The 16,783-nt window shown below is 56.8% G+C and carries 19 protein-coding genes; 16 read left to right on the plus strand and 3 right to left on the minus strand.

What is annotated here, in order from left to right; genetic code table 11:
* Positions 1 to 2: 2 nt before the first annotated feature.
* Positions 3 to 128: a hypothetical protein gene (locus tag ABD735_RS07205; protein ID WP_344804805.1), complete on the plus strand. Its 126-nt coding sequence runs from the start codon at positions 3 to 5 to the stop codon at positions 126 to 128.
* Between the two features lie 22 nt (positions 129 to 150).
* On the opposite strand, the gene ABD735_RS07210 is transcribed toward ABD735_RS07205, so the two are convergent.
* Complete coding sequence (locus ABD735_RS07210; protein WP_344804807.1) at positions 151 to 1,959, minus strand: sensor domain-containing diguanylate cyclase; 1,809 nt, start codon at positions 1,957 to 1,959, stop codon at positions 151 to 153.
* Positions 1,960 to 2,272: 313 nt separating this feature from the next.
* Between ABD735_RS07210 and ABD735_RS07215 the strand changes: the two genes are divergently transcribed.
* The 15 genes from ABD735_RS07215 to ABD735_RS07285 all read left to right on the plus strand — a co-directional run bounded on the left by ABD735_RS07215 (position 2,273) and on the right by ABD735_RS07285 (position 14,193).
* Positions 2,273 to 2,716 carry a YtoQ family protein gene (locus tag ABD735_RS07215; protein ID WP_344804809.1) on the plus strand — a complete coding sequence of 148 codons (444 nt, stop codon included), beginning with the start codon at positions 2,273 to 2,275 and terminating at the stop codon, positions 2,714 to 2,716.
* A gap of 5 nt (positions 2,717 to 2,721) precedes the next feature.
* Positions 2,722 to 3,189, plus strand: a complete 468-nt coding sequence (locus ABD735_RS07220; protein WP_344804811.1) for a hypothetical protein — start codon at positions 2,722 to 2,724, stop codon at positions 3,187 to 3,189.
* Between the two features lie 21 nt (positions 3,190 to 3,210).
* Positions 3,211 to 3,615 carry a PaaI family thioesterase gene (locus tag ABD735_RS07225; RefSeq protein WP_344804813.1) on the plus strand — a complete coding sequence of 135 codons (405 nt, stop codon included), beginning with the start codon at positions 3,211 to 3,213 and terminating at the stop codon, positions 3,613 to 3,615.
* Positions 3,616 to 3,747: 132 nt separating this feature from the next.
* Positions 3,748 to 4,050 carry a YciI-like protein gene (locus tag ABD735_RS07230; RefSeq protein WP_344804815.1) on the plus strand — a complete coding sequence of 101 codons (303 nt, stop codon included), beginning with the start codon at positions 3,748 to 3,750 and terminating at the stop codon, positions 4,048 to 4,050.
* Positions 4,051 to 4,343: 293 nt separating this feature from the next.
* Positions 4,344 to 4,847, plus strand: coding sequence for a GNAT family N-acetyltransferase (locus ABD735_RS07235; RefSeq protein ID WP_344804817.1), 504 nt, complete (start codon positions 4,344 to 4,346; stop codon positions 4,845 to 4,847).
* A gap of 382 nt (positions 4,848 to 5,229) precedes the next feature.
* Positions 5,230 to 6,162 (plus strand): alpha/beta hydrolase family protein, encoded by a 933-nt coding sequence (locus tag ABD735_RS07240; RefSeq protein ID WP_344804818.1) that lies wholly within the window; start codon positions 5,230 to 5,232, stop codon positions 6,160 to 6,162.
* A gap of 21 nt (positions 6,163 to 6,183) precedes the next feature.
* Entirely contained in the window at positions 6,184 to 7,041 is an 858-nt protein-coding gene (locus tag ABD735_RS07245; RefSeq protein ID WP_344804820.1) for a helix-turn-helix domain-containing protein, read from the plus strand.
* 10 nt (positions 7,042 to 7,051) lie between these two features.
* Complete coding sequence (locus ABD735_RS07250; protein WP_344804822.1) at positions 7,052 to 8,029, plus strand: lipase secretion chaperone; 978 nt, start codon at positions 7,052 to 7,054, stop codon at positions 8,027 to 8,029.
* An 18-nt stretch (positions 8,030 to 8,047) separates the two neighbouring features.
* The gene (locus ABD735_RS07255) at positions 8,048 to 8,707 is read left to right on the plus strand and encodes a lipase secretion chaperone (RefSeq protein WP_344804824.1); all 660 of its coding nucleotides are present in this window, start codon (positions 8,048 to 8,050) and stop codon (positions 8,705 to 8,707) included.
* Complete coding sequence (gene lnt, locus ABD735_RS07260; RefSeq protein WP_344804826.1) at positions 8,704 to 10,314, plus strand: apolipoprotein N-acyltransferase; 1,611 nt, start codon at positions 8,704 to 8,706, stop codon at positions 10,312 to 10,314. Before ABD735_RS07255 ends, lnt begins: the two co-directional genes overlap by 4 nt.
* Before the next feature lie 71 nt (positions 10,315 to 10,385).
* The gene (locus ABD735_RS07265; protein WP_344804828.1) at positions 10,386 to 10,715 is read left to right on the plus strand and encodes a glutaredoxin family protein; all 330 of its coding nucleotides are present in this window, start codon (positions 10,386 to 10,388) and stop codon (positions 10,713 to 10,715) included.
* 165 nt (positions 10,716 to 10,880) lie between these two features.
* The gene (gene cobU, locus ABD735_RS07270; RefSeq protein WP_344804830.1) at positions 10,881 to 11,396 is read left to right on the plus strand and encodes a bifunctional adenosylcobinamide kinase/adenosylcobinamide-phosphate guanylyltransferase; all 516 of its coding nucleotides are present in this window, start codon (positions 10,881 to 10,883) and stop codon (positions 11,394 to 11,396) included.
* Positions 11,397 to 11,476: 80 nt separating this feature from the next.
* Positions 11,477 to 12,445 (plus strand): adenosylcobinamide-phosphate synthase CbiB, encoded by a 969-nt coding sequence (cbiB, locus tag ABD735_RS07275; RefSeq protein ID WP_344804832.1) that lies wholly within the window; start codon positions 11,477 to 11,479, stop codon positions 12,443 to 12,445.
* Positions 12,446 to 13,480, plus strand: a complete 1,035-nt coding sequence (gene cobD, locus ABD735_RS07280) for a threonine-phosphate decarboxylase CobD (RefSeq protein ID WP_344804834.1) — start codon at positions 12,446 to 12,448, stop codon at positions 13,478 to 13,480.
* A 77-nt stretch (positions 13,481 to 13,557) separates the two neighbouring features.
* Positions 13,558 to 14,193 (plus strand): response regulator, encoded by a 636-nt coding sequence (locus ABD735_RS07285; RefSeq protein WP_344804836.1) that lies wholly within the window; start codon positions 13,558 to 13,560, stop codon positions 14,191 to 14,193.
* Here the strand turns inward: ABD735_RS07285 and ABD735_RS07290 are convergent.
* Positions 14,190 to 16,166, minus strand: a complete 1,977-nt coding sequence (locus ABD735_RS07290; RefSeq protein WP_344804838.1) for an ATP-binding response regulator — start codon at positions 16,164 to 16,166, stop codon at positions 14,190 to 14,192. The two genes, ABD735_RS07285 and ABD735_RS07290, sit on opposite strands and share 4 nt — an antisense overlap.
* The gene (locus ABD735_RS07295; protein ID WP_344804840.1) at positions 16,163 to 16,774 is read right to left on the minus strand and encodes a substrate-binding domain-containing protein; all 612 of its coding nucleotides are present in this window, start codon (positions 16,772 to 16,774) and stop codon (positions 16,163 to 16,165) included. Before ABD735_RS07295 ends, ABD735_RS07290 begins: the two co-directional genes overlap by 4 nt.
* Positions 16,775 to 16,783: the final 9 nt, after the last annotated feature.

Below are 16,783 nucleotides of genomic sequence, written 5' to 3' on the forward strand. Positions count from 1 at the left end.
CAATGGAGGAGGTTGTTGCCAGGTCTCACGACGTGACAGCAGCCGTTGAAAGAACGGCTTCCGATGCGTCCGCGATGGCAGAGATTGCCCAGGATCTCGAAACTGCGGTGGCTCGCTTTCAGCTTTGAATCGATCTAGGCCGGGTTGGTATCACCCGATCTCCTGCCAGGTCACCACCCGGTTGCGTCCTTGATCCTTGGCCTCATACAGAGCCTGATCGGCGTTGGCAAAGAATTTGGAACTCTCGCTGGGGCTCGTTGGCGTCATGGTATGAACCCCAACGCTGACAGTGACGTGCAGTGTTTTTGAAGACACGCGGAAGTCGGATTGTGAAATCTGCTCCCTGATCTTCTCGGCGACTTTCACTGCGCCATCGAGCGGCGTGTCTGGTAGTAACACCACAAACTCCTCACCACCATATCGTGCGGCAAGATCCTGCGGCCTGGTTACGATTTCCCTGAGACAGGCCGCCATCATCTTTATGCAGTCATCGCCGACCAGATGGCCGTGATCGTCGTTGAAATGTTTGAAGTGATCGATATCGATGATCAGCAGCGACAGTGGTCTACCGTAGCGGAAGGCTTCAACGAAGCTGGTTCTGAATGCGCGATCGAAGTAGCCACGATTCTTCAACAGCGTCAGGGTATCTGTTGCGCTGATTTCGAGCAGACGCTGGTTCAGTTCTGCGAGCTGGCTGGTGCGTTCCTGCACACGGGTTTCGAGCAGGTTGTTGGCTTCGACCTGAATATCGAAGGCCTGTTTTTGCGCGCGAAACAGGGCGTGTTTATCCTTGTTCAGCCGATCGGCGAGCGCTATGGAGAACAGAATGATGGCGAAAGCGGAGCCGACCTGGGTGGCGTTTTCGGTGAACAGATTCTGAGGCAGTACGGTGAACTTGCTCAAGGCCAGAATGATACCGCTGAAGAGCATGAAGGCCCAGGCTGCCGTATATAGCCTGGCGGAGGGATCACCTGCCCACCAGCGGATTACGCCAGTACCGAACAGTATCACGCAGCAAATGAAGGCCAGCACGATGGTGGGGGCGACAAGCACGCGATAGGGCACAATCACGGACAGACAGACCAGCAGGGTCGACAGCACGATCATCACCACGGCAGCTCGATAGGCGATTGGATGGCGCTGTTGAGTTATAGACAGGAAATTCAGGGTGAAGAGGCATCCAAAGGCGAGGGTACCATTCAGAAAGAATATGATGGACTGGTCATTCCACCAGGTGCCGCCAGGCCAGAGGTACTGGAACGCGAGGCCGTGAAGACTCGCCAGAAACAAGGGCATGCAGGCGATATAGCCGATATAGTATAAAAATCTTCGTTCAGAAACAGCAAGATACACGAATAAGTTATAGAGAAACATCACGAGTGCAATGCCGTAATACATACCCTCGAACAACAGGCGCGATTGATCCGCTACGTCGAAGGCCGTCTGTGACCAGAGCGTGAGTGGCACCTGCAGGGCGCTCGTGGACTGCACGCGCAAATAGATGTCGTGTTGGCTATGGGGGCCAAGCCTGACTGGGAACAGGAAATTTCGGTGATGAAGCGGACGCTCGACGAAATGCAGCTTGTCGCCGGTGCGGTAGTCAGCGACCAGTTCACCGTCGCTGATCTGATAGAGCTCCACATGGTCGAGCACTGGATAGCTGAGCTCGAGCAGCATGTCACGGCTGACGTCGTCCGGGTTTCGAATCGATGTGCGTATCCAATAGGGCGTTTCGACATAGCCAAAGCTGAGACCGCTCTGACCGTTGAAGGTCCACTGCTCAGGCGCCAGCTTCAGCACGTCTTCAATTGTCGCTGTGTCTGTGTCTGCTTTCCAGAAATAGGTGTGATGGCCAAGCTGCAGCCGCTGTACCGAAGGCTCGAGTAGAACCTCACTGGCCAACGCGCTGGACATGGTCTGGAAAAGAAGCAGGAATGTTATCAGTGCTCGATATTTCACTCGGACTACCAGAGGACATACCCTGAAAGTATGGGTGAATTCCGGCAGGTCGCAAGTCGGCAGACCTGGCCGCTGGTAAAGGGGCCACGACGTGTTCACCCGAACCGGATTGCAGTGACGCCGGCTCGGATTTAGCAACCGCCTGATGCGGATCATAGTCTGAAGGGCTTGACGACATGCGCTCGAAGGGTTTCTTGCCTGTGGTAATGCAAGCTACTGGGCGATAGCATACCAATCCTCATCATTGACCGACCGTATGGGCGGAGATGAGGACTTAATCTAATATTTCCAATGCTGATGCAAGGACAACCCTATGCAATGGACCGTTTACCTTTCAGGCGAGATCCATACGGACTGGCGACAACAACTCATGAATGGCTGTGAAGCCCGAAATCTTCCGGTGAGTTTTACGTCGGCGGTGACGGATCATGAGGCCAGTGATAGCGCCGGCGATGTGCTCGGCAAGGCCGAGAATCAGTTTTGGCGCGACCACCGCTCTGCCAAAGTAAATGCGATCAGAATCCGGACCTTGATATCCAACTGCGACCTTGCCGTCGTGCGTTTTGGAGAGCAGTACAAGCAGTGGAACGCTGCCTTCGATGCTGGCTTCTGCGCCGCACTCGACGTCCCTTACATCACCCTCCATGACGAGAGCATCGTGCACCCACTGAAAGAAGTCGATGCTGCCGCGATGGCCTGGGCGACTACGCCCGAGCAGGTTGTCGAGATCCTCGAATACGTAACCAGTCAGCAGTGAGCTTCATGCGATCGTCAAGGGTGGATGCTTCCGCAGGGTCAGAGGCCCTCGGTACTGAGTGGTGTTTATTGCAGAACCAGTTCGATAGCTACGAGAAGTATTCGCTGCTGCTGAAGATGGGCAATATTGCCCTAGTCGCTCTGGCACTGATGGTTGGCGCGCCGGGCCTCTTTTTGCTGGCGCTCGTCATCATTGTCTGGCTGCAGGATGCTATCTGGAAAACCTTCCAGGCCAGAATCGAAGTTCGACTCTTGCAGATTGAAGTCAGTGCGGCAGACAGAGCGGCGGAACCAGCGGCCGACAGCCCCGGCAGAGTGCCCTTCCAGTTCAATAGCGAATACAACAGGACACGGGGAGATACGGCCAGCCTCATGGCGGAGTATGCTCGTCAGGCACTTCGGCCCACGGTAGCCTTTCCTCACGTCGTATTGGCAGTGCTGTATTGTCTCTATCTTTTTTCAAGCCTTATCTGAAGTATCACCTGCGAGCTGTAAATGTTGACTCTCGATGAATTGACCACCTTCTTCAACGCGGAATTCCCCCACGTTACCTGCACTGTAGAATCTGTCGGCAATATGGGGGCAGTCATCCGGCAGCGGGTCACCCCGACCGAGCTGAGACCAGGCGGGACTGTCGCCGGGCCTGTGTTGATGAGCATGGCGGACATTGCCCTGTACGCGGCCATTCTTGGTGAAATTGGTCTGGTGCCGCTTGCCGTGACCACAAGCCTGAACATCAATTTTCTACGCCGCCCGTCACCAGACGCCGATGTCATTGCCGAGTGCCGCCTCATTAAGCTGGGGAAAACGCTGGCCGTTGGCGAGGTGAGCCTTTATTCGGAAGGCATTGATGCACCGGTGGCTCATGCCGTTGGTACCTATTCAATACCACCACGCTAGTCGTTATCTTTTAGAAGGGAATTGGCTTGTGAGACTTGCCATGATTCATGAAGGCAGGGTATATCCTGCTTCTTGACAGTTCGCACGACTGGCAGCAGGCAGTGCTGCCTGACCATGACTAAGGAGGGTTTTATGCATTACATGATGTTTTACAATCTCGCACCTGACTACCTCGAGCGAAGAGACGAATTCCGTCAGGCTCACCTGGCCCATGCCTGGGCGGCTCAGGCTCGCGGGGAGCTTATACTGGCTGGTGCGCTGGCGGATCCGGCTGACGCAGCCATGCTGCTGTTCAAGTGCGACACCCCTGAAGTGCCGAAGCAGTTTGCGCTGGCTGATCCTTATCTCGAGCATGGCTTGGTGACTGGTTTTGAAGTGCGATTGTGGGCCACAGTCGTGGGTGAAGGGGCTACAACGCCCTTGAAGACTTCATAGTAAATAGCTGAATTGCCGTAGTTTATTGCAATGCTACCGAGCTGGACTATCGTAGGTGGGCAAAATCTGAAATCCATCGGAGCCCCCGGAGTCTTGTATAGTGCGTCAGTCGGTGAGTGCATTGGTATTTCTGTTCGGACTCGCCCTTTGGAAGGGCGGCTTCGTTCAGCCCACGTATGCAGACATTCTAGAGTCGGAAGCCTCTCAACATCGAGTTCAACTGTTCATCGAGTTATCGAGGCTTGGCTAGTTAGCCAGATACCTGGCTATTCAGGACAGGGGAGGGGATCACCATGATAATCGCCGAAACGGACCGTTTGCTCATCAGGGAATTCGTTTTTGACGATGCAGAGCGGCTGGCACCCATATTGGGTGACCCTGCGGTGATGGAGTACTCGATCAACGGGCCTTTGAGCGCCGAAGCGACCACGAGGTTCATCAATGCCTGCACGGAGTCTTACAGCCAGCACGGATTCGGCCAGTGGGCTCTGGTCGATCTCGACACCCAGGCCCTGATCGGCTTCTGTGGCCTGAGTTGCGTGACCATCAATCAGCGCCAGGACGTGGAAATCGGCTATCGCCTGGCGCGATCGGTGTGGGGCAGAGGACTGGCATCGGAAGCTGCCTCTGAAGTGCTGACCTATGGTTTTGGGAAGAAGGCGCTGTCATCCATCATCGCCATCATTGCGCCAGCCCATACGGCCTCCATCCGCGTGGCAGAGAAGGCAGGCTTCTCGGACTTTGAGACGACACGATACCGTGGTTGGGATGTGCGGATGTACCGGCAGCGGCGCTGATTGTTTTGGATTGAAACTACTATACCAGACCCGACGGGCCCTGTCTGGCTCGTAGCGTCGGCAGCTACCGCGATCCAGATAGACAATCAAAGCCGGCCAAGTCCTTCCACGCTCTATCGCTATCTCACTACTATACCAGACCGGTTAAGCTTCTCAGATCAGACGTAATGCCAACACCTTCGTGCCGCCACTTCCAATGCGCAAAACGGTTATAAAACCACGAGGCAGATCTCAAGTTCTCTAACGATATGATGGGCGCTTTATGTGAACCAGTTCCACTTTATGTGCCAAATCGTGAAAGTAGCAGGGGCGGGGGTCTGTTAGCTTTGATGCTGATCGTCGATGTACCAAAAACCAACTACAACTACGACAGGTTACTCTCATGATGAATACCGTTATGGACCGTTTTACGGTCGCCGCAAGTGCGCTTCTTTTTTCGGCCAGCGCCTGGAGTTTTACGCCGACCCCAGACCCCGATCCAGATCCCAACCCGAATCCCGAACCCTGCCAGGTGGACTGCGATTTCACGCGTGGCCCTGATCCGACCTCAAGCTATCTCGAAGCGAGTAGTGGGCCGTACAGTGTTCGCACTATCGATGTATCACGATCGGTGAACGGCTTCGGTGGTGGCACGATCCACTACCCAAGCAATACCACCGGAAAGATGGGCGCCATTGCCATCGTGCCTGGTTTTGCGGCTCCTGAATCATCCATCGCCTGGTGGGGGCCGCGTCTTGCCTCACACGGCTTCGTCGTGATCACCATTGCCACCAATTCCAGCTTTGATCAGCCGGCAAGTCGCGCTACCCAGTTGGGCAGTGCGCTCGATTATGTGATCAGTCAGAGCAACAGTAGCACTAGCGCCATCTCGGGCATGGTTGATAGCACCCGAGTCGGTGCGATGGGCTGGTCAATGGGTGGGGGCGGAGCACTGCGGCTGGCGTCAGGCGCCAGACTCAGCGCTGCCATTCCGCTCGCGCCCTGGCACTCGGGCAGTAATCCCTTTGATCAGATCGAAACACCGACCATGATCATTGCCTGTGAAAATGATTCGACGGCGCCAGTCGGCTCCCATGCCTCACCGTTCTACAACAGGATTCCAGCCAGCACTGATAAGGCCTTTCTCGAGATCAACAACGGCAGTCACTCCTGTGCTAATGGTGGTGGCAGCAATGGCGGCTTGCTAGGTAAGTATGGTGTATCATGGATGAAGCGATTCATCGACAAGGATACCCGTTATCAGCAGTTCCTTTGTGGCCCCAACCACGCAGGCAACAGTGCAATTTCCGAGTATCGTGATACCTGTACCTACTAAGCGGATGCCTTAGAGCAAGACATGGATTCAAGCCCGGGAAGTGCCAAGCTGTATATCTGGAGTAATCAGCTTCTCTTCCTTGGGGCTACCTGCATTGCCTATCGCTCGCATTCGGTAGTGTCTGACAAACTGCTCGTCAGTCTCGAAGGCGACATGATCATCACCCAGGTAAATGGCCAGAACCTGCTAACCCGCAGTGTGCTGCTGAGAGCCGGGACAAGCTTTGCGAGTCTCAATCTCGACACCAGTGCCGCAGTGGTGGCCATCTACTATCTTCCAGCGCTGAGTCAGGACCATGCCGCTCTCGAAAGCGTCATGACTCGTGTTTCAGACTGCCTGCATTACGGTCATCCCCAGGAAGCGGAGCTGATCAAGCGGCTATTGCACATCCGCGAGGCAGGACTTCCACCAGGTGAAGCTCAACTCATGCTTCGTGAATACCTTATGCCGCCAGAACTTGAAGGCATTATATTCCGTGAATATGATCCGCGAATCGTTTCGGTTATACAGAGAATCAGGGAAACGGTTTCCGAAAACCTGAGCGTGCAGATGTTTGCTGCTGAAGTGCATCTGTCAGCTTCCCGTCTCGAAAAACTGTTCAAGGAACAGATCGGCGTTCCAATAACACGTTATCGGCTTCGTTACCGGGTTTTCGTGGGTGTCATTCACCTGGCGCTCGGTGAGTCGATCACCAGTGCCGCGCTCGCAGCAGGATTCGCGAGCTCAGCGCATTTTTCCAAATCGTATAGTGCCATTCATGGTATTGCGCCGTCCGCCCGATTTCTGAAGCCTCCCATGCTGGAGGTATTGTTGGCTGATGAGATATTCGGCGCAGGCGTGCCTGTCGTGAATGAATCCGCGCCCGCACGCGCCGTTTGAGGATGGTCTCATGCCAGCAAAACAGACAAGCCCGCTACTGATTTCTCTTCTCCTGATCGGTGCAGCTTTGATAGCGGTTGCCGCGGTGGTATATCTTGATGCCGATTCAGGCTCGAATGAAGGCTCAGCTACATCAGTGGCAGACACGGTCGGCTCGCAGAAAGTCGATCAGGATCAACCGCAAACCGATACCATAGCCGCTGTGTGGCGATGGGAGTCGGACCAGCGCAAGGAGACTTCGGGCATGTCGTCCGAGCGCAAGACGCCGTCAACCGCGATGCCGTTCACACCCGAATCCGTCTTTGAGGCACTTCAGGCTGTAAAGCTCGACGACAATGGTGATGTCATTACTGATCATGATGCGCTTCTGGCGCTGGAAGCGACGCTGCGCGATGGCGACGTGAGCCTGACCGCCAGTCAGATTGATGCCTTGCAGGGGCTTATTCGGGAGCGTCTGCCTGGAAAGGCCGGAGAGCAGACTGCCCGTATCGTGGGAGATTACGCCGAGCTTCTCAAGGCCGAAGCCGAATTCAACGAGCTGTATGGGAGTGAGAATGGCGCCTACGTCGTCGATGCCGAAGCTCAGAGTGTAGATGACCATGAGATGCAGTATCAGGAGCTGCAGGCCCTGCGCGAGCTCTATCTCGGCAGCGAAGTCGCTGAGTCGCTGTTTGCCACGACTGATGCCAATGCCCGCTACATGTTCGACAGTCAGCGTATCGAGCAGGATCCGGCTCTTTCAACCGAGGAAAAGCTGCAAAGGGCGGCCGAGCTCGAGCGTCAGCATCTCGAGCAGACTACAGGGATCCGGGATTGGAACGAGCGCTACAACAGCTTCATGGCAGACAAGCAGCGGGTGGTCAGCGCCGCACTGAGCGAAGATGAAAAGCGCAGGCAGATTGCTGCGTTGATGCGGCAGCATTTCGACAGCCGTGAACTCGAGAAAGTGAGTCATCTGCCACTTGGCGATGTCTCTGATATCAACTAGGGGCTGGCCTGCTTGATATTGACGCCACCAAGGCGAGGACTTGCTGCGCTCGCCATTGTCTTCACGCTCGCCGTGCTGGCGCTCTATCTGGCGCAAACAGGTCGGCAGGATCAACTGAGATATGACCTCAACTGGCAACAGCCTGAGCCAACACCGGGAAAGCGCCCGATCTCGCCAAATAGCTGGTCTTTCGACTTCAGACCGCTTGGCGATATTCTGCAAACAGCCAGGCTGGATGGTGAAGGTCGGTTGATTGTTGATGCTGATCTGGCCGATCTGCTCGAAACAGCCACCAATACACTGCCTGATCACCTCGATAGCGACAATCTCGAGCGTGCGGGGCTACTTGTCCGGAAAAACTTCCCCGGCAAGTCGGGTGAACGACTTTCGCACCTCGTAGAGGGTTATTACCGGTATGGACACATGTCGAGAGAAGGGCGGCAGCGCTTCGAAGCCCTGAGTGCCAGAGCTGCGCTCGCAGAGCAGACGGCGTTACAGCATCAACACTTCGATGAGAGTGATGTCCGGGCGCTGTTTGGCAGGAAGATGCTGTTGCAATCCTATCTCCTGAGTCGGCGGGACATTAACGAAGATGCTGCCCTGAGCACACAGGAAAAACAGGCCCGCCTGGCTGAGCTCAACGCCAGCTTCAGCCAGATATTGCCGGACAGGCAGTGAGCGAGCTGCTGACTCGTCCACCGTCACTGCCCGCGGGTGTACTTGCCCTGTCGTCGGGTATCCTGCTGGCGCTACCGCTGCTGTATCCCACGCTATTCTTCCTTATGTGGTTCGCATTCGTTCCGCTACTGCTGGTTATCGGACGCTCGACCCTGCTGCAGTGCTACGTCTTTGGCATGCTGGCCGGCCTTGTATTCAGCATGGGCGTGTCCTATTGGATCATCGATTTTATCATGCTGTCGAAAGGGTATGGTGTCTTCCAAAGCCTCGCCTGGGCCTGTCTGTTCTGGCTGTATGGCGCACAGCTACCAGCGTTCATCATGCTGTTGTTTGGCTGGTTGAGGCAGCGCACGCGGCTGCATGATCTCCTGCTGTTTCCTGTGGTTGCCGCTACACTGTGTGCAGTGTTCCCCATGCTGTTTCCTGTCCGCCTTGGCGAAAGTCAGAGTGGCTTCATCATCGCATTGCAGGCCACAGCGCTGGTCGGCGTCAGCGGGCTCGACTTCATTATTGCCATCGTCAACTGCATGCTGTTTCGATGCCTGATTCGCGAACACCGGTCCTGGCTCATGCTGCCAGCTGCTGCGCTAGTGCTGCTGTGGTTCGCTTACGGCTGGCACGCAATGCTGAAGTGGGATGATGTGCTGGCCCAGCAGCAGACGGTCCGTTTCGGGCTGGTACAGCCGAATGAAAAGCCGACATTGGAGGCTCCGCCAATCTATGCTGGCTATAGTCGAGCCTTTCCCCCCGAGCTCGAAATGACTCAGCGCCTTGCGGCTGCAGGTGCCGACATCGTGGTGTGGCCCGAAGCACGTCACAAGGGCTATTTCGATATGGCAGCTGTTCAGGCTGCATTTGCTGACACCGTCGATGAGCTGGACGTCAAGCTGGTATTTCAGGATATCGAGACTCGCCCAAGCGTTGATGAGCAGGCAGTTTCTGTGCAATTCAATACTGCGGTCATGATTGATGCCCAGGGCGAAGAAGTTGGGCGATACCGGAAAGTGATGCGAATTCCCTTCGGTGAATATGTACCACTGGTCAGCAATGTGCCGTTTGTGAAAGCACAGGCCGAGCAGTTTCTGGGCGCCTTTCTCAATGAGATAGCGGCAGGGGATGCCCATGAGGTGTTCACAGATGACGAGGTGCAGTTAGTCCCCTTGATCTGTTATGAAACGGTCTTCCCGGCTTTCGCTGCCAAAGCCGTAGCTACAGCCGGGGAAGGGCCAGGGGGGCTCCTGCTTGCGCTGTCGAGTAATGGCTGGTTCGGAGCCACACATCAGCCTTATCAACATGTTCATAGTGCCATTTTGCGTGCGGTCGAAAACAGGCTGCCTATGGTGCATGTCGTCAATAACGGGCCTTCAGTCGTGGTGCTGCCAAACGGGCGTGTACTGTTCAAGTCGCCATCACAGCAAGCTGGCGGCTGGCTGGTCGATGTGCCCATAGCCGAACAATTCGAGCCAGCACCATTTACTCTTTATCCTAACGTCTTTACTGGCGGCCTGCTGACTTGTCTGTTCCTGTTCATGCTGGTCGCCACCTTCTTGCCCCTACTTTCGGACAGGTTTGCGGGCAGGCAGGCAGAAATTCGTTACAGGCAGTGAGATTCATCACTATCGTGACGAATTGTTAATGGTACACTCGCGCCGTTATTCGATATGGCTGGAAGGATCCTATGAAAAAATTGTGCTTTTTGGTTCTGGCGATAGTGGTCTATCAGCACTGGGATACCGTTCAGGAACTGCTGCGGCCACCTCCGGCCATGGCAGCCGATCCCGGTGAAGTCATTCTGTACGCGACATCCTGGTGTAGCTATTGCGCCCAAACCCGACATCTGCTGGATCGGGAAGGTGTCGAGTATCTCGAGTACGACATCGAAACTTCGGCCGAAGGTCTTGAAAAATTCAAAGCGCTCGGCGGACGTGGCGTGCCTGTACTGCAGGTTGATAATAGCGTCGTGTATGGCTATAGCGAACGCAAGATGAAGGCTCTGCTGTTCCAGTAGTCTGCCATGCGCTGTGGTCAGCGTTCTCGGCTGACGGGGCGTTCAGATCGTCGAGTATTTCTCGGCGCCATAGCAGACGATATCGGTTGGGGTGAGCCAGTGCGAAGCTGATGACCGTCTCGGCGAATACCATTATGCGCTCACCATGGTCGTGATGGAGGCTCTATGAACAACACCCTTGTGCTTGGGGGTATCCGGTCGGGCAAAACAGCGCTCGCCGAACGTCTCGCCGCTGACAGTGGTCAGGCCGTCGTGTATGTGGCCACTGCCAGTGCAGGTGATGCGGAAATGTCAGCCCGTATCGCGCAACATCGCGCCGAGCGGCCGGAGGCCTGGGGCCTGAGTGAAACGCCGATTACCTTGTCTCGCACGATTGGCGAGCAGGCAGGCTTGGTCGAGCCGCCGTGCCTCCTCATTGACTGCATGAGTCTCTGGCTCAGCAACCTGATGTTCGCTGGCGATGAGGTGTTCCGCGCTGAGCGGGCCGGTTTTCTTGAAGCCCTGCAAGACTATCCTTCGAATATCATCATCGTGAGTAACGAAGTTGGTCTGGGCACTATCGGGATGGAGCCGCTGACCCGACGTTTCTGCGATGAGCTTGGATGGCTCAATCAGGCGCTGGCCAGTCAGTGCGATCACGTGCTGATGTCCATTGCAGGCTTGCCACTCAAGCTGAAATAGCAAACCTACGGAGTGCCCTGGGCTGGCTTCCTCGCCCGAAATCGCTATCATGCGCAGACTCTGGGGGCCAGGTGGCGACAATGTTGAGCGGTTTCATTATTTCAGTACTGGTGTGTCTGACAGCGGTAGCGCTGGACCACTGGCTGGGCGAGCCGCGCCGTTTCCATCCGCTTGTCGGCTTTGGCAGCGCGGCGAACTGGCTCGAACGGCGCCTCAACCCGGCATCGCACGCTGAGCCGAAGGCCTTACGCCAGCCGCTGCTGATGGGCGTCCTTGCCGTGGCTACCCTGCTTGCGCCGCTCATGCTGGTGGCCGTGTTGGCCGTACTTTTGTTACCCGCTCACATTCTCGTTATGACTGACGTTATCGTGCTCTGGCTGACATTGTCTTTGCGTGGTCTCCGCGAACATGCCATGGCGGTTGCCGAACCGCTTGAGGCAGGCAATCTACCTGTTGCGCGTCAGCAACTCGCTCGCATCGTCAGTCGACAGACCGATAGTCTTGACGAGTCAGCCGTTGCGAGTGCGGCGACCGAATCAGTACTTGAAAACGGGGCAGACGCCGTATTCGCGAGCCTGTTCTGGTTTCTCGTGGCGGGCATTCCAGGTGTCGTGCTGCACCGGGCAGTCAATACGCTCGATGCCATGTGGGGCTATCGCAACGAACGCTTCCTCCTCTATGGCCGCTGTGCTGCTCGTCTGGACGACGGCCTGAACTGGATACCAGCGCGACTGACGGCGCTGACTTATGCTGTTCTCGGCAACACAGCGACTGCGCTCACCGCCTGGCGTGAGCAGGCGCCAGCCTGGGACAGTCTTAATGCCGGACCAGTCATGGCGGCTGGCGCAGGTGCCCTGGGCGTGTCGCTCGGCGGTCCAGCACCATACGCCACTGGGCTGAAGCAGCGTCCGGTGCTCGGCAAAGGACCGCGGCCCGATGCCGGAACTGTGCTCGCCGCGATCAGATTGCTTGAACGAGGTGTCGCGCTGTGGCTAATCACGCTGGCAGTCGCTGCGCTCATGGCTTACCTGCAATCAGGTGGCGCCTGAATGAGTGAACGACCAGTTCACGGTGGACGGCTCAACACCGCCGCACGGCAGTGGGGTATTCCGCTCGACGAGTGGCTGGATCTGTCGACCGGCATCAATCCGGTGAGCTGGCCGGTGCCACCTCTACCGCTCGCATTATGGCAGCGCCTACCAGAGGATGATGACGGCTTGCGTGATGTGATTCGACGCTGGGCGTCTCTGCCAGATGACGCCGATAGTCTGCCGGTAGCAGGCAGTCAGGCGGCCATTCAGGCCTTGCCTCGCTTGCGAAGGCCTTGCAGGGTCGGTATCCCGGTACCCGGCTATGAGGAGCATGCGCATTGCTGGGCTGCGGTCGGGCATGAAGTCGTGCCCTTTACCACCAATACACTAGAGCAACAGCTGGACCAGCTGGATGTCGTCATCTGGATACAACCGAACAATCCAACTGGAGAGGTGGTACCGCCGCAGCGTCTGCTGCATTGGCATAAACATCTTGCAGAACTCGGTGGCTGGCTCATAGTTGATGAAGCTTTTGTGAGTAGTCATGCGTCCCAATCGCTGGCTGCTCATACCCATTTGCCAGGTCTGATCATCCTCCGCTCGCTCGGGAAATTTTTTGGTCTGGCTGGAGTTCGGGCTGGCGCTGTGCTTGCTCGGCCGGAACTCTGCCAGCAGCTCGATCAGCTGCTGGGGCCCTGGTGCCTGAGCGGGCCCACCCGCTACATCATGGCGCGCGCCCTGGAAGACGAGCGCTGGCAGGTGCAGACGGATCAGGCATTGCAGCTCGCCAGCGCCCGCTTGCACGACTTGCTTGGCAGCCATGGATTGCCGCCAGCTGGTGGCACTTCACTTTTCCGATATATTCGTCACGAGCAGGCTGCGCCCATCGCAAATGCCTTGGCTCGCCTGGGCATACTCGTGCGTCTGTTCGAAGCGCCGCTGGCACTGCGCTTCGGCCTGCCTGCCACCGAGTCGCAGTGGCAGCGGCTTGCGATGGGACTTATACACCCTGAGGTGCGCAAACTCAGCCAGGTTTTTCAGCGTCAAACTTGACGCATACACGGTTTGCGCAGGCGCGCTGGTGTACTGTAGCCGCTGCATCAATTCAGCAGTTTTCACAGGGAGCGCGCATGAATATCATCATCGCTGATGATCACGGACTGTTTCGCACCGGTTTGATGGCAGCCCTCGAGGATGTCTATCCTCAGGCGCGATTATATGAGGCCGCGAGCGGGCAGCAGGTCTGGCAGCAGCTGGAACATGAACCGGAAATCGATCTGCTGCTGCTGGATCTTCAGCTACCCGATGTTGCAGGTCTCGATCTTCTGGGCCAGTTGCAGCAGCGCTATCCACTAGTGCCGGTCGCCATCCTCTCTGGGGATGACCGGCCCGAGACGATGCGACGTGCCTTGGCTCATGAGATTCAGGGGTACATCTGCAAGGCAGGGCCAACCGTCGTCGTCATTCGTGCCATTCAGCTCATTCTCGCTGGCGGCAGCTATTTTCCTCACAGTCTCCTGGCGGCCCGTGGCGACGCCGATTCTACGATACCAATCGGCACCGCCGGTCCAGCAGCCAGCTTGAGTCGTCGACAGGTCGAGGTGTTGAGACTGTTGGCGGAGGGGCTACGGAACAAGGAAATCTGCAGCCGGCTCAGTCTCTCGATGGGCACTATCAAGACGCACTGCAACAGCATTTATCGCGACCTGAACGTTCGCAACCGCACTGAAGCGGCCCGTGTGGCGCAGGATATGAGCCTGGTTTAAACCGGAACAGAAGTCCGCTGCTTGAGCACGTAATTGCAGGCAGCCCTGAGGCGTGGAGGCGATACCGGCTTGTGCAATACGACGAGACCGCTGGAGGCGAATCGCTTGAGCAGGTCTGGCCGGGTATCACCGGTAATGAGGATGGCGGGAATGTCCTGGCCATGACCTTGCTGAATCGTCTTGATGAGTCCAATACCAGCGCCATGACCGTGGAGGTGGTAATCACAGATGATGAGGTCGACGCCGCCAGCGCTGATCTCCTGGGCTTGTCTGGCGCCCGAGGCCAATAGCACCACGTTGCTCCAGCTTTCGAGTAATGCACCAAGTCCGCGCAGGATCTGCGGGTCGTCATCGACCACGAGCACCCTCATATCAGAGATTCGCTGTCCATTGAGTCGGGGCAGGGGCGGGGGCTCGCTACGCGCAGCTGCCGCAGGCACTTCTATCGAAAAGCAGCTCCCCCGACCGCAGTTGGATCGCAACCGAATCGGATGTTCCAGCAACTGGCAGACGCGTTTGACGATCGACAGTCCGATGCCGGTCCCGGGCTCGCTGCCAAAGCTTCTGAATTCCTCGAAGATCTCTTCTCCCATTTCGGCTTCAAAGCCTACGCCAGTGTCGAACACCTGAAGTTGCAACCTCGAGCCCTGTTTGCGTGCAGCCAGGAGTACACCACCGTCCACAGTATTCTTGATGGCATTCGTCACGAGGTTGAGCAGGACGCGCTGCAATAATTTTGCATCTGAATCTACCCAGTAGCCCCCTGATCTCACTCGAATCTCCAGCCCTCGTTCAGCCGCCTGAGTCTGGCAGACGCTGGCTACGGATCGCATCAGTAGGCCGATATCGACAGGCTGACGATCGACCTTCAGTACGCCAGCCTCGAGCTGGGAGATATCCAGCAAGGTATTCATCCACTCCTGCAGACTGTTGGCGGAGACCAGAGTGTTGCAATAGAGCTTCTGACCTTCAGGCCCATGCACATGCTTTTTCATTGCGCCAAGCAGAAACTGAAGTGCCTGCAATGGCTGTCTGAGGTCATGGCTTGCGGCAGCAATGAATCGGGATTTTTCTGCGTTCGCCTGATGCGCGGCCCGCCAGGCCAGTCGCGAGTCATCCGCGCGTTTCTGCGCCAGCTCGCACTGTCGTGCGAGGCGAATGTTGACGTCCTCGAGCTCGGTGGTGCGCGCTGCGACGCGCGCTTCCAGTGCTTCCTGATGCAGGCGCAACTGTTGTTCGGCTGCCTTGCGCTGTCTCAGACTCGTGGCGAAGCCGGCCAGGAGCCGGTTCAATGCATAGCTCAGCAGGCCAAGCTCGTTTCTGCGATTCACCCCTTTGCCGACACCCTCGATGGTCTCTGGTGCATCGGTGCTGACGGCGCCAACCTGCTGCGCGAGTGCTACTATAGGGCGTGCTAGCGTGAGATAGAACAAGAGCCAGAGCACCAGTGCCAGCAGACAGTTACGCAGGAAGCCCGCGGTGAGTGTGACTACAGCACGCGACACGAAATTTTGCGCCAGCACGGTGCTATCCATGACAACGTTGAGTTCACCGATGGGCGCTTCGTCAGGATAATATCTGAGTGGTACGCGATATTCCTCCATATCACCGAACAGCCAGCGCGCAATGGTGCCGTCGCCACGAGGCTGCGAGGCACGCTCCTTGGAGAGTAGCATCACACCGAAGGCATCCCTCAGCTCGACACTGAATACCGGCTGATATTCAAGCAATCCTTCGACGACATTTACCGCCAGATCCGCGTCTATATCGAAGATTGCCCGAGCAGCTTGCCGCTGCATGATCGCCACCGCCTGGACCACGGTGGTTTCGACCTGTGTGCGCTCGCGATAATAGTCAGTCAGCAGTTGAGCGCCACTCATCAGTGCACCGAGACCAAAGGCCACGAACATGGCATAGCGTGCCTGCTGCCAGGCCAGGCGATCGCGGGCCGCCAGTCTGAGCCAATGCTTCACTGAACGCTGGCCTCAGGTAGTTCGAGGATATTGTCGATGCTGAAATCGTATCTGCGCAGCTGACGGTTCCTGACCTTTGACAGACGCCGAATGTCGACTGAATGAAGATCGGCATCCATGCGTTGCTGCAGAATCGAGGCGCTGCTGCGATCGGCGATAGCCATTGGTGTGAGATAGCGTGAACCAGGGTCGCGGTTGAAATCGAGTCCATTGAAATGATCGTGCAGCAGCACCATGGCAATGAGGCTTTCGAGCAGATGACCGCCGACTGACAGTGTGAGCTGTCCGTTAGCGACCGCTTCGAGGGCTTCATCGGTCCAGTCGATGCCACCGATGATGTCTGCCACGTTCGCCCCGCCAATCGCCCGTGCCGCATCCCTTGCACCGAGGGCCAGGCTATCAGATGCTGCCCAGACCACCTTCGTTCCCGGATGTCTGCGAAGTAGAACCAGCGCCTTCCCTCTGCCATCCTCCCTCAACCAGGTTCTGGAGTTCACCAGGGCCTTGAGCCTGGCGTGCTCATATTCACCTAGCGCCAGGGACAAACCCTGGGCTCTCAGCTCGGCAGCGGTTCCGTTTATGGAGCCGTTGATACCGACGACTTCCACTGCGCTCTG

This window comes from Allohahella marinimesophila (genome assembly GCF_039538005.1).
Lineage (GTDB): Bacteria > Pseudomonadota > Gammaproteobacteria > Pseudomonadales > Oleiphilaceae > Allohahella > Allohahella marinimesophila.